Here is a 17,454-nt window from a genome sequence, read left to right as displayed (position 1 = left end):
GACGCGCTCCGGTCAGTGCGTGGCCTGGATCGCCCGGAGCTTCTGCATGACCTGCGTGCGCAGGTCCTCCGGCGCGGCCTCCGTGCACGCGCGGCGCACGGTGTCGCGGAGGACGACGCCCACGCGGTGCTCGCGTGCGCAGTCGGGGCAGTTCGCCATGTGCTCGCGGATGTCCGCGGCGTCCGCCTTGTCGAGCTCGTGGTGCAGGTACTCCTCGAGATCCTTCTTGGCCTTGTCGCAGCCGCAGTCGCTCATTTGGTCGCTCCAGTGAGGTGCGCGGTGGAGATGCCCCGCTCGCGCGCGTAGTCGGAAAGGAGGCCCCGCAGCATCCGTCGGCCGCGGTGCAGGCGGCTCATGACGGTGCCCACGGGGGTCTTCATGATGTCGGCGATCTCCTGGTAGGAGAAGCCCTCGACGTCCGCGAAGTACACGGCCATCCGGAAGTCCTCGGGGATGGACTGCAGCGCGTCCTTGACGGTGCTGTCCGGGAGGTGGTCGATCGCCTCGGCCTCGGCCGAGCGCGTGGTGGTCGCGGTGGCGGAGGTGGCCCCGCCGAGCTGCCAGTCCTCGAGCTCGTCGATGGTGCCGTTGTACGGGTCCCGCTGCTTCTTGCGGTAGTTGTTGATGAAGGTGTTCGTGAGGATCCGGTACAACCAGGCCTTGAGGTTCGTGCCCTGCTTGAACTGGTGGAACGCCGTGTAGGCCTTCACGAAGGTCTCCTGCACCAGGTCCTGCGCGTCGGCGGGGTTGCGCGTCATGCGCAGGCCCGCGGCGTACAGCTGGTCGATGAACGGGAGCGCCTGCTCCTCGAAGAGCTCGCGGTTGTCGCCGGGCTGGGCCGCGCGCGGCTCCTCCGCCTCGGCGCGCTCCGCCTCCTGCTGGTCCGCGGCCTCCTCGGTGGAGAGCACGACGGCCTCCACGAGCTCCGCGGGCGCGGCCGACGCGACGGGGGCGTCGCCCCCGGCGGTGGGGGCCTGCGCGTCGTGACTGGTGTTCCCTGAATTGGCCATCAAGGCAGATTCTACGGCGCGCACGAGCTCGGCGGACGGGGCCGCCGGTGCTGTCCTCGTGATCACGGGGGTGTCCTTCCCGGCCCGGGATCCGGGCCTGCCGGACGCGTGCCCGGTACTCTGGTGAACCCATGGAGATCTTCAGGTATTCCGGTCCCACCTTCAGCCCGTACGACGACGACCGGACGACCCAGCCGGTGCCGACGGACGACGGCCCCTGGGTCGCGCCGGTCGCCGAGGGTCCGCTGGACGCGACCGTGCCGCTGCCCGGGTCCAAGAGCCTCACGAACCGCGAGCTCGTGCTCTCCGCGCTCGCCGACTCCCCCTCCGTCCTCCGCAGGCCGCTGCGCTCCCGGGACACGCGCCTCATGGTCGAGGCGCTGCGGTCCCTCGGCACCGTGATCGAGGAGGTCGAGGGCGACGGCGCCTTCGGGCCCGACCTCCGCATCATGCCGGCCGAGCTGGCGGGCGGCATCACGATCGAGTGCGGCCTCGCGGGCACCGTCATGCGCTTCCTGCCGCCCGTCGCCGCGCTCGCGCTCGGCCCGGTCTCCTTCGACGGCGACCCGAGCGCCCGCCGCCGCCCCATGTCGGGGACCATCGAGGCGCTCCGGGCCCTCGGCGTCGACGTCAACGACGACGGCCGGCGCGCGCTCCCCTTCAGCCTCTACGGGACGGGCGCGGTGCCCGGCGGCGAGATCGCCATCGACGCGTCCGCCTCCAGCCAGTTCGTCTCCGGCCTCCTGCTCGCCGCGCCCCGGTTCACCGAGGGGCTGCGGCTCCGGCACACGGGCGCGAGCCTGCCGAGCATGCCGCACATCGAGATGACCATCCGCACGCTGGCGGAGCGCGGCGTCGTCGTGGAGAGCCCGGAGCCCGGCCTCTGGATCGTGCCGCCGGCTCCCATCGCCGGGCGCGAGGTGCGCATCGAGCCCGACCTCTCCAACGCCGCGCCGTTCCTCTGCGCCGCCATCGTCGCCGGCGGCCGCGTCGCCGTCCCGGGCTGGCCCGCGGAGACGACCCAGGTCGGCGCCGACCTCGCGCACCTGCTGCCGAGGTACGGCGCCACCGTCACGCGCGAGGGCGACGCCCTGGTCGTCGACGGGGGGCCCGGGCTCCGTGCGGGCGGCCGGATCCCCGGGGTCGACCTCGACCTCAGCACGGGCGGGGAGCTCGCTCCCGCGCTCGTGGCGCTCGCCGCCCTCGCGGACGGGCCGAGCCGCATCACGGGCATCGGGCACCTCCGGGGGCACGAGACCGACCGCCTGGCCGCGCTGGCGGCGGAGATCACGGCGCTCGGCGGGTCCGTCACCGAGCTGGCGGACGGGCTCGCGATCGAGCCGGCGCCCCTGCACGGCGGCCCGTGGCGCGCCTACGAGGACCACCGCATGGCGACGGCCGGGGCCATCATCGGCCTCGCCGTGCCGGGCGTGGAGATCGACGACATCGGCACCACCGCGAAGACGCTCCCCGAGTTCCCGGAGCTCTGGGTCGGCGCCCTCCTCGGGCGCGCTCCCCGCGCCGTCGTCGACCCGCTCGCACTCGGCGGACTCACCGGCCCCGGCGCGCTCGGCGGGCTCCTGTGAGCTGGCTCGCGGATCCCGAGGAGGATGACGGCGTCTGGGACGCCTACGACGAGTCCTCGGTGCGGGTCCGGCCGAACCCCAAGGGCAACAAGCCGCGGAGCAAGCAGCGGCCCGGGCACACGGACGCCGTCGAGGGGCGCGTGCTCAACGTCGACCGGGGCCGCTTCGGCGTGCTGGTCGGCGAGGACACGCCCGAGGAGCACACGCTCACCGCGACGCGCGCCCGCGAGCTCGGCAAGAAGGCCGTCGTCACCAACGACCGGGTCGACATCGTGGGCGACACCTCGGGCGACGAGGGCAGCCTCTCGCGCATCGTCCGGATCGCGCCCCGCCGCACGCTGCTGCGGCGGAGCGCCGACGACTCCGACGCCGTGGAGCGCGTGATCGTCGCGAACGCCGACCAGATGCTCATCGTCGTCGCGGCCGCCGAGCCCGAGCCGCGCGCGCGCCTCGTGGACCGGTACCTCGTCGCGGCGTTCGACGCGGGGATCCAGCCGATCCTCTGCATCACGAAGGCCGACGTCGCCGATCCCGCGCCCTTCGCCGCCCACTTCCGCGTGCTCGACGTGCCGATCGTGCTGAGCCGCTCCGACGACGTCCCGCTGGACGAGCTGCGCGCCCTCCTCGCCGACCGCACGACCGTCGCCGTCGGCCACTCGGGCGTCGGCAAGTCCACGCTCGTCAACGCGCTCGTGCCCGCCGCCAAGCGGGCCACCGGCGTCGTCAACCAGGTCACGGGCCGCGGACGCCACACCTCCAGCTCCACGGTCTCGATGCGGGTCGAGACGGGCGAGGGCCGGCACGGCTGGATCATCGACACCCCGGGCGTGCGCTCCTTCGGCCTCGGCCACGTGGATCCGGCGAACATCCTCCGGTCGTTCGCCAGCTACGCGCACCTGCCCGAGGGCGAGCCGCCGGGCGGGATCCCGCTCACGGAGGCGCACGACTGGGAGATCGTCGACCGCGTGGAGGCGGGCGAGCTGGGAGATGCCGGACGCGAGCGCCTGCACTCCCTGCAGCACCTGGTCAGCAACCGGTCGGACGCGGGCAAGGGCGAGTGACCGGCGGCCCGGGGGCCGATCGCTAGGCTCGACCCCGTGGCCTCCGAACCCCTGCACTCCCTCTCGTCCGACCTCCGGCTCGCGCGGGAGCTCGCCGACATGGCCGACGAGATCTCGCTCGACCGCTTCCGCTCCGCCGACCTCGCCGTCGAGACGAAGGCGGACTCCAGCTGGGTCACCGACGCCGACCGCTCCGTCGAGCGGGCGATCCGCGCGGGCATCGCCGACAGCCGCCCGCACGACAGCGTGCTCGGCGAGGAGTACGGCACGTCGGGGTCGTCGTCCCGGCAGTGGATCGTCGACCCCATCGACGGGACCTCCAACTACGCGCGCGGGGTGCCCGTCTGGGGCACGCTCATCGCGCTCGCGGTCGACGGGGTCCCCGTGGTGGGCGTCGTGAGCGCGCCCGCCCTCGGTCGCCGGTGGTGGGGCGCGACGGGCCTCGGCGCGTACGTCGACGACACGCTCGGGCAGGCCACGACGTCCCAGGAGCGGCGGATCCGCGTCTCCGACGTCGCCCGGCTCGAGGACGCCTCGATGAGCGTCGCGGGCGTGCAGCGCTGGCGCGACGCCGACCGCCTCGACGAGCTGCTGGACCTGTCCGCGCGCGTCAAGCGCTCGCGGGACTTCGGCGACATGTGGGCCTACATGCTGCTCGCCGAGGGCCTCCTCGACATCGCGGGCGAGCACGACCTCAAGCCCTACGACATGGCCGCGCTCATCCCCGTGATCGAGGAGGCCGGCGGCCGCTTCACCTCCGTCGACGGCGAGACCGGGCCGTGGCACGGATCCGCGCTGGCCACCAACGGGCACCTGCACGACGCCGTGCTGGCGGTCGTCGCGCGCTAGCCGCGCCCGCCGTCGGGCCCCTGGTGCCTCAGGCCGTCGCGGTGCGCTGCCGGCGGCGCTGCCGGAGGTCGACGAGCCCGAGCGCGAGCGCCACGGCGACCAGGGCGATCGTCACGAGGAAGCCGTTCCGGAACCCGTCGTGGTACACCGCGAGGCCCGCGTCCGTCTCGCCCGCGGCCTCCGCGTAGAGCGTGCTGAAGAACATCGCCGAGGCGGCCGCGACGCCCACCGCGGTGCCGACGCGCTGGCCGACCTGCGCCATGGAGCCGGCCACGCCACCCTCGGTCACCGGGATCTCGGCGAGCGTCAGCGTCTGGTTCGGCGAGATGACGAAGCCCGCGCCGACGCCCGCGACGAGCATCGCCGCGGCCATGGCCCAGGGGGTCGCCTCGCGCGGGGTGAGGATCGCCGCGAGCAGCAGCAGCGTGATGCCGACCGCCACGATCGCCAGGCCGATCACCACGAGCTGGCGGCCGAGCCGGGAGACGAGCCGTCCGCCGATCCACGCGGTCACCGCGGAGGACAGCGCGAACGGGATGCCGACCATGCCGGCGAAGACGGGCGCGAGGCCGAGGCCCTGCTGCAGGTAGAGCGTCGTGAGGAGGAAGACCGCGGGGATCGCGGCGAAGTAGGCCGTGGCGATGAGGATCCCGTTGCGGTACGACGACAGCCGGAAGAGGTCGAAGTGGACGACGGGCGAGCGTCCGCCCGCCGCGTAGCGCCGCTCCCATGCGACGAAGAGACCGGCCGCGACGGCCGCGACCGCGAGCGACAGCCACCGGCGCGGGTCGTCGTCCGGGCCGCCCGTGGTGAGCACGAAGGGCAGCATGAGCGCGAAGGTGGCGACGCCGAGGAGCACGACGCCCACGGGATCGAGGCCCACTTTCCCCGCGGGCCGCGCCTGCCGGCGCGGCAGCAGCTTGAGCGCGAAGAGGATCGCCGCGATGCCGAGCGGGATGTTCATCCAGAACAGCAGGCGCCAGCCGTCCTCGGGCCCGCCGAGCTGGATGAGGAGCCCGCCGACCGTGGGGCCGAACGCGGTGGAGACGCCGACGACCGCGCCGAACAGGCCGAACGCGCGTGCCCGCTCCTCCCCCTGGAAGAGCTGCTGGATGAGGCCGAGCACCTGCGGCATCTGGATGCCGGCCGCCACGCCCTGCAGGATGCGCGCCACCACGAGCGTCCTCACGTCGGGCGCGACGGCGCAGAGCGCGCTCGCGAGCGTGAAGGCGCTGAGGCCGATCACGAACATGAGGCGGCGGCTCCGGATGTCGCCGAGGCGGCCCGCGGGCACGAGCGCGAGGCCGAACGCGAGCGCGTAGCCCGCGACGATGAGCTGGAGGTCGGTGGACCCCGCGCCGAGCGACTCCTCGATCGACGGCAGGCCGACGTTGACCTTCGAGAGGTCGAGGATCGTGAGGGCGGCGACGCCGACGCAGACCCAGAAGGCCTGCCAGCGCGTGCGGTCCTCGTCGGCGGTCGGGGTCGGGCCCGTGGTGGTGCGTCCGGTCATGCGATATCGAATCCCATACACGGGCTATGTATTCCCGCTCCCGCGAGCGGGGGCGACCTGCCCTCGACCAGCCTCCTCCTCATCCGGGGAGATGGGGTCGGTGTCCCTATGCTGAACAGCGAGCCAACAGCGACCTCCGGATCCGGCGGCCGAGGTCCCCGCTCATAGGGTGGGGACTTCGTGCCGGAACGGTGCGATCGCCCGCGAGCACACCGACGTGCTCCCTCCGAGAGGACACCATGAAGAACCGCTCCCGCCGTCTCACCGCCTCCCTCGCCGCCGCCGTCGCGGCCGGGCTCGTCCTCGCCGGGTGCGGCTCGTCGGGTGACAGCGGCCCGGCGGATCCCGCGGCGTCGCCCGCCTCCGGGGACACCCTCATCGTCTACACGAACTCCAACGGCGACGGCCGCGGCGACTGGGTCACGGCCGAGGCGGCGAAGGCGGGCTTCGACATCCAGATCGTCGGGCTCGGCGGCGCGGACCTCGCCAACCGCATCGTGGCGGAGAAGAACAACCCCGTGGGCGACGTGGTGTTCGGCCTCAACAACATGTACTTCGAGAACCTCAAGGCGGAGGACGCCATCACCGCCTACACGCCCGCGTGGTCGGGCGAGGTCGACCAGGCCGCCGGCGACCCGGAGGACGGCGCGTACTGGCCGCTCGTGGAGCAGGCGATCGTCACCGTGCACGACGCGAAGCAGACCTCGGGCGGCGACGTGCCGAAGGACGCCACCGACCTCTACTCCTCGGAGTACGAGGGGAAGTACGAGGTGAACACGCGCCTCGGCGAGGCGACCCCGCAGCTCATCCTCGCGGGCCTCCTGGCGCCGTACGAGGACCCGGACGGCGACCTCGGCATCAGCGACGAGGGATGGAAGGTCGTCGAGGACTACTTCGCCAACGGCTCGCCCTCCGTCGAGGGCACCGACCTCTACGCGCGCCTGTCGCGCGGCGAGGTGTCCTTCGGGACCCTGCCGTCGAGCGGCATCGCGGCGCGCGACGCGCAGTACGGCACCACCACCGAGGTCGTCCCCGCGAAGGCCGGCGTGCCGTTCGTGACCGAGCAGATCGCCGAGATCGCCGGCACGAAGAAGGAGGAGCGCGCCCGGGCCTTCATCGACTGGTTCGGCGGCGCCGACGTGCAGGGCGCGTTCGCGGAGGAGTTCTCGAGCTACCCGGTCAACACCGTCGCCCGGGAGAAGGCGCTCCCCGCCGTGACCGAGCTCATCGAGTCGCTGGAGAAGCAGGACGTCGACTACGGCTTCGTGCGCGAGCACATCGCGGACTGGGTCGAGAAGACCGAGCTGGAGTACCTGCCCTGATGATCCGCTTCGACGACGTCGAGGTGCGCTTCGGCGACCAGGTGGCGATCCCGGGGCTCGACCTGGAGATCCACGAGGGCGAGTTCTTCACCCTCCTCGGGCCCTCCGGATGCGGCAAGACGACGGCGCTGCGGACCCTCGCGGGGTTCGTCGAGCCGAGCCGCGGCGACATCGTGATCGACGGGCAGGTCGCCACCCGGCTGCCGAGCGAGAAGCGCCGCGTCGGGATGGTGTTCCAGAACTACGCGCTCTTCCCGAGCATGTCGGTGCGCCAGAACATCGCGTTCGGCCTCACCGTGCGGAAGGCCGGCAAGGCGGAGACCGACCGGCTGGTGCGCGCGATGGCCGACCAGGTCGAGCTGAGCGACGCCCAGCTCGACAAGAACGTCGCGGAGCTCTCGGGCGGCCAGCAGCAGCGCGTGGCCATCGCGCGCGCGCTCGTGCTCGAGCCGCGGATCCTCCTGCTCGACGAGCCGCTGTCGAACCTCGACGCGAAGCTCCGCGTGCAGCTGCGCGAGCAGCTGAAGGGGCTGCAGTCGCGGCTCGGGATCACCACGGTCTACGTCACGCACGACCAGGAGGAGGCGCTCACGATGAGCGACCGCATCGCCGTCTTCGACGCGGGGCGGATCGAGCAGGTCGGCACGCCGGAGGACATCTACGACCGGTCCGCGACCGAGTTCGTCGCGACCTTCGTCGGGGCGATCAACGCCCTCGGCACCGCGACCGTCGCGCGCCTGCGCGCGGCCGGCGCCTCCGGCCTCGACTCCTCGGACCGCGCCTACGTGCGGCTCGAGCGCGTCTCCGTGCAGGCGCGCGACGCCGTCCCCGTCGACGCGGGCCGCGTGCGGCTCGACGGCGTGGTCGCCGAGCGCTCGTACCACGGCTCGTACAGCACCTACCGGGTCGACCTCGGGGACGAGACCGTCGACGCGCTCGTCGCCGAGACGGGGGCGCCGCCGCTGGCCCCCGGCACCGAGGTCGCCGTGGGCATCGACCCGTCCGCGATCCTCCGGTACCGGTCGTAGCCGTGCGCACCCCCGTCCGCGCGCTGCTGCGCTCCCCCCTCGGCGTCGTGGTGCTCATCGCCGCGCTGTGGTTCATCGTCACGTTCCTCGTCTTCCCGAACGCGAACCTCCTCGTCACCACGTTCTTCCCCGACGGGTCGTTCAGCGGCCGGGCGCTGGAGAAGCTCGTGAGCTCCGACCGGGCCATGCGCAGCGTCGGCAACAGCCTGCTGCTGGCCGTCACGCTCGCCGTCACGGTGAACGTGGTCGGCATCTTCATCGTGCTGGTCACCGAGTACTTCGTGGTGCGCGGATCCCGCGTGCTCTGGCTCGGCTACGCCACGACGCTCATCTACGGCGGCATCGTGCTGGCCGCCGGCTACAACTTCATCTACGGCCGCTACGGGTTCGTCACGGCGATCGCGCAGCGCGCGTTCCCGGACCTCGACCCCGACTGGTTCAGCGGCTACTTCGCGGTCGTCATCGTGATGACCTTCGCGACCACCACGAACCACATGCTGTTCCTCCGCTCCTCCCTCGCGGCCATCGACCACCAGACCATCGAGGCGGCCCGCAGCATGGGCGCGGGCACCGGCCGGATCCTCTTCCGCATCGTGCTGCCGGCGCTGCGCCCCATGATCTTCGCGGTCACGGTCCTCACGTTCCTCACCGGCCTCGGGGCGCTCACCGCTCCCCTGGTGCTCGGCGGCACGGGCTTCCAGACGGTCGCGCCCATGATCGTCACGTTCTCCAAGAGCTCCAGCTCCCGGGACCTCGCGGCGCTCCTCGCGATCGTGCTGGGCGTCGCGACGATCGTGCTGCTGGCGATCATGAACCGCGTCGAGAAGTCGGGCGTGTACTTCTCGGTCGCCAAGGTCGCGACGCCGCTGCAGAAGCAGCGCATCCGGAACCCCGTGGTCAACGCCGTCGTGCACGTGGTCGCCTACGCGCTGTTCGTCGTCTACGCGCTGCCCGTGCTCCTCATCGTGCTCTTCTCGTTCCTCGACTCGAAGAGCGTCCAGACGGGGACGATCACGCTCGACTCGTTCACGCTCGGGAACTACGCGACCGTGCTCGGCTCCCCGGACGTGCTCCGGCCGTTCGTCGTGAGCCTCGTGTACAGCGCGCTGGCCGCCGTGATCGTCGTGGCGGGGCTCCTGTTCGTGGCCCGGCTCGTGCAGCGGAACCGGAACTGGGCCACGGCGACGATCGAGTACCTGCTGCACATCCCGTGGATCCTGCCGACGATCCTCATCGCGCTCGCGCTCCTGCAGACCTTCGACCGGCCGCAGCCGCTCATCGGCGGGCAGGTGCTCACGGGCACGACCTGGCTGCTGCTCGTGGCGTACATCATCGTCAAGGTGCCCTTCACGCTCCGGCTGCTGAAGGCGGCGTTCGCGAGCGTGCCGCAGTCGCTCGAGGACGCCGCGCGGATCCTCGGGGCGCGGTCGCTCACGACGTTCCGGCGCGTGCTGGTGCCTCTCGTCATCCCGACGGTCGCGGCGATCACGGCGCTCAACTTCAACAGCCTGCTCGACGACTACGACGCGGCGGTATTCCTCTACCAGCCGCTGTACGAGCCGCTCGGCATCGCGATCAAGGCGAGCACGGAGGGCGAGGCGAACCTCGACTCGATGAGCATCACGTTCGTCTACACGGTGCTGCTCATGATCATCATGGGCCTCACGATGTACCTCGTGTACGGGCGGTCGGGTGGCCGGAAGCGGCGACGCGGCCGGACGGGATCGCCCGCGCTGGAGACCACGGCGCCGGCCCTCGCGACGTCCGACCCGGGCGCCCCCGCCCCGGCCGCGCCGCGCGCGCCGGTCGGCTGACCGGGGACGCAGAAGAGGCCCCGTCCTGGTGGACGGGGCCTCTTCTCCGCCGGACGGATCCGGCCTCTCGACGAGCGTGGGACATGCGACGCGATGGTGGAGATGCGGGGAATCGAACCCCGGTCCACTGCTGTAAGCCTGCGCCTTCTACGGGTGTATCCAGGAAAGGCGTCCTACTCGGCCCCGGAACTTGCTCCTGGCGTCTGATCCGACGGGCCCAGCCTCAGTTCGAGTCCCGCGCGGCCCTGAGGCACGACCGCGCAGCGAGCTCCCTAATCTGACGCCGACTTACCGGATAGAGAGCATCACCGGGTCGACGGTCCTGTTAGTGCGCTCGCTTAGGCAGCGAGAGCGAAGGACGACTGCTTGTTATTGGCAGTTGTATTTTGCAGAGAGCGTTTACGAGATAGCCCTGCATCCTCGACCCGCTTCTCGCAGTTTTGCAGGCAATGTCGAAACCGATCATCCCCATGCACGACCGTGCACCTGCTGGTGCCCGAGCCGGGTCGCATGTTCCACGCTGTCGAGTTGTCAATCGCGGCCGGAGCGAACCCCGACCAGCCCTCAATGATAGCCGACCGGAGGCGGCCGCACCACCCGTGAGGACGGGCGGGCGCCTACTACTCGCCGAGCCGGCGGTGCGACGACATGGCGCGGTCCGCCTCGCGCTTGTCCTGGCGCTCGCGGAGCGTCTGGCGCTTGTCGTACTCCTTCTTGCCCTTCGCGATGGCGAGCTCGACCTTGGCCCGGCCGTCCACGAAGTAGAGCTGGAGCGGGACGACCGTGTAGCCGCCCTCCTTCACCTTGGAGTGGATCTTGAGGATCTGCTCCTTGTGCAGGAGGAGCTTCCGCTTCCGCCGCACGGGGTGGTTGTTCCAGGTGCCCTGGTTGTACTCGGGGATGTGCACCGCGTCGAGCCAGGCCTCGCCGGCGTCGACGAACGCGTAGCCGTCCACGAGCGAGGCGCGACCCTGGCGGAGCGACTTGACCTCGGTGCCGGTGAGCACGAGGCCCGCCTCGTAGGTCGACTCGATGGTGTAGTCGTGGCGCGCCTTGCGGTTGGTCGCCACCACCTTCTCGCCACGTTCCCTGGGCACGGTGGACTCCTCGATGATCGGGGGTGGAGTGCCCGGAACCGGGCAGCCCATCAGCCTACCGGAGGATCAGATCCGCAGGTAGCGGCTGATGGCGAAGTTCGCGGACACCGCCGCCAGCACGACGCCGACCCCCAGCAGGATGGGCACGACGAGCAGCGCGTCGTCCATGTTCACGAGCGATATAGACGTGAGCCTCGAGCTCAGGAAGCCCTGCACGAAGAACCGCACCAGCGCCACCGTCGCGGCGCTCGCGAGCACCGACCCGATGAGGGCGGCGAACACGCCCTCGAGGATGAACGGGGTCTGGATGAAGCGGTTCGACGCCCCGACCAGCCTCATGATGCCCAGCTCCCGTCTCCGCGAGAACGCGGACAGCCGGATGGTGGTGGCGATGAGGAGCGCGGCGGCCACGAGCATGAGCCCCGCGATGCCGACGGCGGTGAGGCTGGCGGCGTTGAGGATCGAGAAGATCTGGTCGAGGTACTGCCGCTGGTCCGTCACGTTCTCGACGCCCGCGAGCCCCGAGAGGCTGTCGCTCAGGATGTCGGACTTCGACGGGTCCTTGAGGTTCACCCAGAACGCCTCGTTGAGGAACTCGGGCTGCACCAGCTCGGTGACGGGATCGCCCTTGAACTGCTCCTGGAAGTTCGCGTACGCCGTGTCCTGGTCCTCGAAGTAGTACTTGTCGATGAACGGGGCGAGCGTGTCGCTGTCGAGGCGCTCCTCGACTGCGTCGATCTGCTCCTGCGTGGCCTTGCCGTTCACGCACGTCTCGCTCGGCACCGACGTGTCGGTGCAGAAGTCGATGGCGACCTGCGCGCGGTCGTACCAGTAGTTCTTCATCTGGCCGATCTGCATCTGCAGCAGGACGGCGGCGCCCACGAACGTGAGCGAGATGAAGGTGACGAGCACGACCGAGACGACCATGCTGACGTTCCGACGGAGGCCGTGGCCGACCTCGGAGAGGACGAGTCCGAGTCTCATCGCGTGGGCCCCACATCCTGTGCACCGGTGTCGTCCGGCGACTCGCCGCGGCCACGGAGGCCCAGCTTCTCGGCCAGTCCGAGCTCGGCGAGCTCGGCGTCGTCGCGTCCGTCCGCGGGCGCGGCACCGCCCTGCCCGTCGGACAGGTCGGGGAGGCGGATCACGCCGGTCCCCTCGGGGAGCCGCCGGATGGATCCGGTGCTCGGGGCCGCGGGGGCCGCTCCCCCGCCGTTGCGCCGGCTGGGCTGCGTCGGCGGGGCCGGTGGGGCGTCGTCGACGACGGGCGCCTCGGCCGCGACGGGCGACTCGTCCCGGATCACCGGGATCGCGCGGGACGGCGCCTGCTCGACGGGCTCCCGGCGGACGGGCTCGGGACGCACGGGCTCCGGGGGTCCGGGCTGCGGGCGGTCCTCGGGGACCGGGACGGGTCGGTCGCGGTCGGCCTCGCGCTCGGGCGCGGGATCCACGCGTGCGGCCTCGGCGAACGCCGACGGCGCGTAGGCCGGAGCGTCCTCCCGGGGTGCTCGCGCGGGCTCGTCGGCCCGGGGCGTCGGCGCCTCGCGTGCGGGCTCCGCCTCCCGGGCGGGCGCGGTGGCGGGGACGATCGGCGCGGCCTCCGCGTCCGACGCGGCGGGCGCGGGCGGCGTCACGGGCGCGGCGACGGCGGCCGGAGCCGCGGCGCTCTCCGCGGACTTCCGCGGCGCCTTCCTGGCGGCCTTGGCGGCGGCGGCCTCGCGGGCCGCCTCCTCCTTCGCACGCGCCTTCTCGTCGGCGCGGCGCTGCTTGTCGCGGCGTGCCTGCTCGCGGCGCTCCGCTCCGGAGGCGGGCTCCGCGGGCGCGGTCGATCGCACGGGCGCCGGCAGCGGCGCCGCGGGCACGAAGACCGGCGTGGGCGCGGCGACGGGCGGGTGCTCCGGGTTCACGCCGACCGGGTTCTCGGCCGTCCGGGGCAGGTCGATCGCCGACGTCTGGTACTGGCCGCCGAGCTCGTCGCGGACGACTTCGCCGCCGATCAGCTCGATGACGCGCTTCTGCATCTGGTCGACGATGCCGGAGTCGTGGGTGGCCATGATCACGGTGGTGCCGTTGGCGTTGATCCGCTCCAGCACCTGCATGATGCCCGCGCTCGTGAGGGGGTCCAGGTTGCCGGTCGGCTCGTCGGCGAGGAGCACGGCGGGCTTGTTGACCACGGCGCGCGCGATCGCGACGCGCTGCTGCTCGCCGCCGGAGAGTTCGTGCGGGAGGCGCTGCTCCTTGCCCTGCAGGCCCACCATGGCGAGGACGTCGGGGACGGCCTCCTGGATGAAGCCGCGTGACTTGCCGATCACCTGGAGGGTGAAGGCGACGTTGTCGAACACCGACTTGTTGGGGAGCAGCCGGAAGTCCTGGAACACCACCCCCAGGCTGCGCCGGTAGTACGGGACCTTGCGGCTCGATAGCTGGTTCAGCTGCTGGCCCAGGACGTGGATCGTGCCCTGGGTGGGCCGGTCCTCCTTGAGCACGAGACGCAGGAAGCTGGACTTGCCGGACCCGGATGCGCCGACGAGGAAGACGAACTCCCCCCGCAGGATCTCGAGGTCGACGGAGCTCAGCGCCGGTCGGGGGTTGCCGGGATACACCTTGGATACGTGGTCGAACCTGATCATGTCGGTACGACCCTAGGCACGGGACCGGTCAATCGCCGCATCGACTCACCGCGGGGAGCGGTCCGCCGCACTCTCTCAGGCGCGCTCGGGCGACTTCCGCCAGCGGATCCCCGCGGAGATGAAGCCGTCGAGGTCGCCGTCGAAGACGTTCGACGGGTTGTTGACCTCGTGCTCCGTGCGGAGGTCCTTGACCATCTGGTACGGCGCGAGCACGTAGCTGCGCATCTGGTCACCCCAGCTCGCCGTGATGTTGCCGGCGAGCTCCTTCTTCGTGGCCGCCTCCTGCTCGCGCTGCACGAGGAGCAGGCGCGACTGCAGCACCCGGAGGGCGGCGGCGCGGTTCTGGATCTGGCTCTTCTCGTTCTGGCAGGTGACGACGATGCCCGTGGGCAGGTGGGTGATGCGCACCGCGGAGTCGGTCGTGTTCACGGACTGGCCGCCGGGGCCGGAGGAGCGGAAGACGTCCACCCGCATGTCGTTCTCGGGGATCTCGATGGACTCGGTCTGCTCGATGAGCGGCACGACCTCGACGGCCGCGAACGACGTCTGGCGCTTGCCGGCCGAGTTGAAGGGGCTCATGCGCACGAGACGGTGCGTGCCGGCCTCGACCGACAGCGTGCCGAAGGCGTAGGGGGCGTCGATCTCGAAGGTCGCCGACTTGATGCCCGCCTCCTCCGCGTAGGACGTGTCGAGCACGGTGGCGCGGTAGTCGTGCTGCTCAGCCCAGCGCAGGTACATGCGCATGAGCATCTCGGCGAAGTCGGCCGCGTCGACGCCGCCGGCGCCCGCGCGGATCGTGACCACGGCGGGGCGCGGATCGAACTCGCCGTTGAGCAGCGTCTGCACCTCGAGCTCGTCCATGATCTTCGTGATGCCGTCGAGCTCGACGACCGCCTCCTCGGCGGACTCCTCGTCGTCCTTGGCCATCTCCACGAGCACGTCGAGGTCGTCGAGGCGGCGCTGCAGCTCATCGATGCGCTTCAGCTCGGACTGGCGGTGGCTCAGGTCGCTCGTGACCTTCTGGGCCTTCTCGGTGTCGTCCCAGAGGTCCGGCTCGCCCGCCTGGGCGCTCAGCTCCTCGACCTCCTGCTGCAGGCGCTCGACGCCGACGACGGAGCGGATGTTGGAGTAGGTGTCGCGCAATTCTGTGATCCGCGAAGAGAAGTCCTGGTCGATCATGGTGCCGCCCAGCCTACCGTCCGGGCCGTCACGGCCGTCCGGGGACGGGTGCGCCCGCGCGTAGGCTCGGGGGCGATGTCGACCCCCGAGACCCCCTTCTCCCTGCGCGCGGTCGCGCTCCCGGCGCTGCTCCCCGCGCTCCTGTTCTCCATCGGCGAGGGGGCGATCATCCCCATCATCCCGATCGTGGCCGGCAGCCTCGGCGCCTCGCTCGCGATCGCCGCCTTCATCGGCGGCATGATCATGCTCGGCGAGCTGGTGGGCGACATCCCGAGCGGCTCCGTGGTGAGCCGGATCGGCGAGCGGACCGCGATGATCGGCGCGGCCTTCGTCTCCATCGGCGGCCTGGTGCTGTGCCTCCTCGCGCCGAACCCGCTCGTGCTCGGCGTGGGCGTCTTCCTCATCGGCGTCTCGACCGCGGTGTTCGCGCTGGCCCGGCACGCCTTCATGACGAGCTTCGTGCCGCAGGCGTACCGGGCCCGCGCGCTGTCGACGCTCGGCGGCACGTTCCGCGCGGGGTACTTCGTGGGTCCGTTCCTCGCGGCCGCGGTGATCCACCTGACGGGGGCGTCGCAGTCGGCGTTCGCGATCCACATCGTCGCGTGCCTCGCGGCCGCCGTGACGCTGCTGGTGCTGCCCGACCCGATGGACGTCGTGCGCCGCAACCGCGCCGCCGACCTGCAGAGCGCGGCACCCGCGACCTCCGGCGAGCCGCAGGACGACGAGTCCGTCGCCGCGGCCGCCGGCACCGCTCCCGCTGCGGCGGCCAAGCGCTCGGCGGGTCTCGGCCGGACGCTCTGGCGCTTCAAGGGCGTGCTCGTGAAGCTCGGCTCGGGCGCGGCCCTCATCGGCGCGATGCGGGCGGGTCGCGGCGTGCTCCTCCCCCTGTGGGCCGTGAGCATCGGCATCTCGGACGCGAACACGGCGCTCATCATCGGCATCGCGGGCGGCGTGGACTTCGCCCTCTTCTACGCGAGCGGCCAGATCATGGACCGCTTCGGCCGCCTGTGGAGCGCCGTGCCGTCGATGGTCGGGCTCGGCATCGGCTACCTCGTGCTCGCGTTCACGCCCGGCCTGCCGACGAGCGTGCAGTGGTTCATCGGCGTCGCCATGTTCATGTCGGTCGCGAACGGCATCGGGTCCGGGATCCTCATGACCCTCGGCTCCGACCTCGCGCCCAAGGACGACCCGGCGCCCTTCCTCGGCGCGTGGCGGTTCACGGGCGACGCCGGCAGCGCGGCCAGCCCGCTCCTCATCGCCGCGATCACCGGGGCTGCGTCGCTCACGATCGCGAGCGGGGTGATGGGGGTGCTCGGGCTCATCGGCGCCGGGATCCTCGTGCGGTACGTGCCGCGGTACGTGCCGCGGAAGCCGAGACCCGCGCGCTGACCCACCCGGCGACGCGCGCGCGGATCAGCCGCCGCCGGCCGGGCCCGCCGGGGCGCCTCCCGGCCCGACCAGCACGCTGCGGGCCGTGCTGGTGACGTCGATGCGCACGCCGCCCGGGGCCAGCAGCGACGCGACCGGCGGGATCCAGGTGGCGGACAGCGTGACGCGGGCGCTCCGGCCGTCGGGCGTGACGGCGCCGTCCAGGTGGAGGTCGTGGAGGCCGTCGGTCGGCTCGTCGGCCAGGAAGCCCGCGACCGCGGCGGCGACGCCGTCGTCCGTGAGGGGCGGGAGCGCGATGCCGTCGCCGTCCGCGTTCGGCGCCGCCGGGTGGCCGTCGCCGTCCACGTCGAAGGACTCGGCGCCCGCCAGCGCGGCGGCGTCCGCGAGGGAGAAGAGCCGCACCCGCTCGAGGTAGAGGGAGGACGCCGCCGACACCATCAGGATCACGGCCAGGCCGAGCGCGCAGGACGCGATCACCAGCGGAAGGATCGATCCCTCGTCCGCGGACGCCGCCCACGGGCCCGTCGCGGGGGCGACCGGTGGCCGCCGTCGGCGCGCGGGCGTCATCGCGCCGGCCGCGCGAAGACGGAGACGCGCTCGTCGGCATCGCCCCGCACCGTCACCGAGCCGGGTGCGTCCGGGCCCGCGACGGCCGGAGCCAGCGGCAGCGCCGCCGCGACCCGGACGGAGACGCGCACGAGCGAGCGCGGCGCGTGGCATCGCCGGGGATCCGGGGTGCAGGTGATGTCGAGCGCGATGCCGTCGGGCGCCACGCCCTCATCGGCGAGCGCGACCTCGACCGCCGCGCGGGCCGCCCGCCGCCCGGACGCGTCGTCGTCGGCCCGGACGTAGACGCGAGCCGCCTGACGAGCCGCGCCCTCCGTCCCGAGCGCCGCGCCCTGGACGGCCGAGAGGGCGATGACGAGGTAGACGAGCGGCACGAGCAGGAGGACGCCGGCGGTCATGAGCTCGAGCG

The 17,454-nt window shown here is 72.2% G+C and carries 16 protein-coding genes and 1 other RNA gene; 7 read left to right on the top strand and 10 right to left on the bottom strand.

The window, feature by feature from the left end:
• Positions 1-12: 12 nt before the first annotated feature.
• Complete coding sequence (gene rsrA, locus ACT7CP_RS06520) at positions 13-255, bottom strand: mycothiol system anti-sigma-R factor (protein ID WP_307501948.1); 243 nt, start codon at positions 253-255, stop codon at positions 13-15.
• Positions 252-1,010: a sigma-70 family RNA polymerase sigma factor gene (locus ACT7CP_RS06515; RefSeq protein ID WP_413963298.1), complete on the bottom strand. Its 759-nt coding sequence runs from the start codon at positions 1,008-1,010 to the stop codon at positions 252-254. Before ACT7CP_RS06515 ends, rsrA begins: the two co-directional genes overlap by 4 nt.
• Before the next feature lie 131 nt (positions 1,011-1,141).
• Between ACT7CP_RS06515 and aroA the strand changes: the two genes are divergently transcribed.
• From aroA to ACT7CP_RS06500, 3 genes are read left to right on the top strand one after another with little or no spacing between them, the layout of a single operon-like run.
• Positions 1,142-2,596 carry a 3-phosphoshikimate 1-carboxyvinyltransferase gene (gene aroA, locus ACT7CP_RS06510; RefSeq protein WP_445443813.1) on the top strand — a complete coding sequence of 485 codons (1,455 nt, stop codon included), beginning with the start codon at positions 1,142-1,144 and terminating at the stop codon, positions 2,594-2,596.
• Complete coding sequence (gene rsgA / locus ACT7CP_RS06505; protein WP_307501957.1) at positions 2,593-3,657, top strand: ribosome small subunit-dependent GTPase A; 1,065 nt, start codon at positions 2,593-2,595, stop codon at positions 3,655-3,657. The genes aroA and rsgA overlap by 4 nt, the downstream gene beginning before the upstream one ends.
• Positions 3,658-3,693: 36 nt before the next feature.
• Complete coding sequence (locus ACT7CP_RS06500; RefSeq protein ID WP_445443812.1) at positions 3,694-4,506, top strand: inositol monophosphatase family protein; 813 nt, start codon at positions 3,694-3,696, stop codon at positions 4,504-4,506.
• Between the two features lie 28 nt (positions 4,507-4,534).
• On the opposite strand, the gene ACT7CP_RS06495 is transcribed toward ACT7CP_RS06500, so the two are convergent.
• Positions 4,535-6,019 (bottom strand): MFS transporter, encoded by a 1,485-nt coding sequence (locus ACT7CP_RS06495; RefSeq protein ID WP_445443811.1) that lies wholly within the window; start codon positions 6,017-6,019, stop codon positions 4,535-4,537.
• 239 nt (positions 6,020-6,258) lie between these two features.
• Here ACT7CP_RS06495 and ACT7CP_RS06490 point away from each other — a divergent pair, with 239 nt between their 5' ends.
• Genes ACT7CP_RS06490 through ACT7CP_RS06480 form a run of 3 tightly spaced genes read left to right on the top strand, consistent with a single transcriptional unit; the run spans position 6,259 to position 10,183 of the window.
• Positions 6,259-7,341 carry an extracellular solute-binding protein gene (locus ACT7CP_RS06490; protein WP_445443810.1) on the top strand — a complete coding sequence of 361 codons (1,083 nt, stop codon included), beginning with the start codon at positions 6,259-6,261 and terminating at the stop codon, positions 7,339-7,341.
• Positions 7,341-8,369, top strand: coding sequence for an ABC transporter ATP-binding protein (locus tag ACT7CP_RS06485; protein WP_445443809.1), 1,029 nt, complete (start codon positions 7,341-7,343; stop codon positions 8,367-8,369). The genes ACT7CP_RS06490 and ACT7CP_RS06485 overlap by 1 nt, the downstream gene beginning before the upstream one ends.
• 2 nt (positions 8,370-8,371) lie before the next feature.
• Positions 8,372-10,183, top strand: coding sequence for an ABC transporter permease (locus ACT7CP_RS06480; protein ID WP_413963304.1), 1,812 nt, complete (start codon positions 8,372-8,374; stop codon positions 10,181-10,183).
• Between the two features lie 94 nt (positions 10,184-10,277).
• Here the strand turns inward: ACT7CP_RS06480 and ssrA are convergent.
• The 5 genes from ssrA to prfB all read right to left on the bottom strand — a co-directional run bounded on the left by ssrA (position 10,278) and on the right by prfB (position 15,089).
• Positions 10,278-10,653, bottom strand: a transfer-messenger RNA (tmRNA) gene (gene ssrA, locus ACT7CP_RS06475).
• A gap of 150 nt (positions 10,654-10,803) precedes the next feature.
• The gene (gene smpB, locus ACT7CP_RS06470; protein ID WP_012037997.1) at positions 10,804-11,280 is read right to left on the bottom strand and encodes an SsrA-binding protein SmpB; all 477 of its coding nucleotides are present in this window, start codon (positions 11,278-11,280) and stop codon (positions 10,804-10,806) included.
• Positions 11,281-11,346: 66 nt separating this feature from the next.
• A complete protein-coding gene (gene ftsX, locus ACT7CP_RS06465; protein WP_413963305.1) occupies positions 11,347-12,264 on the bottom strand; it encodes a permease-like cell division protein FtsX in 918 nt (305 codons plus the stop codon).
• Entirely contained in the window at positions 12,261-13,910 is a 1,650-nt protein-coding gene (ftsE, locus tag ACT7CP_RS06460) for a cell division ATP-binding protein FtsE (protein WP_445443808.1), read from the bottom strand. Before ftsE ends, ftsX begins: the two co-directional genes overlap by 4 nt.
• 75 nt (positions 13,911-13,985) lie before the next feature.
• Complete coding sequence (gene prfB / locus ACT7CP_RS06455) at positions 13,986-15,089, bottom strand: peptide chain release factor 2 (protein ID WP_445443807.1); 1,104 nt, start codon at positions 15,087-15,089, stop codon at positions 13,986-13,988.
• 75 nt (positions 15,090-15,164) lie between these two features.
• On the opposite strand from prfB, the gene ACT7CP_RS06450 reads away from it, so the two are divergent.
• Entirely contained in the window at positions 15,165-16,478 is a 1,314-nt protein-coding gene (locus ACT7CP_RS06450; protein ID WP_445443806.1) for an MFS transporter, read from the top strand.
• Between the two features lie 24 nt (positions 16,479-16,502).
• Here ACT7CP_RS06450 and ACT7CP_RS06445 read toward each other — a convergent pair whose 3' ends face one another.
• Positions 16,503-17,045, bottom strand: coding sequence for a pilus assembly protein TadG-related protein (locus ACT7CP_RS06445; RefSeq protein ID WP_445443805.1), 543 nt, complete (start codon positions 17,043-17,045; stop codon positions 16,503-16,505).
• Positions 17,042-17,443 carry a hypothetical protein gene (locus ACT7CP_RS06440; protein WP_445443804.1) on the bottom strand — a complete coding sequence of 134 codons (402 nt, stop codon included), beginning with the start codon at positions 17,441-17,443 and terminating at the stop codon, positions 17,042-17,044. Before ACT7CP_RS06440 ends, ACT7CP_RS06445 begins: the two co-directional genes overlap by 4 nt.
• Positions 17,444-17,454: the final 11 nt, after the last annotated feature.

It is taken from the genome of Clavibacter rahimiani, assembly GCF_052654495.1.
Note: the sequence above shows the minus strand (reverse complement) of the source record. Positions and strands in the feature narration are given on the sequence as shown.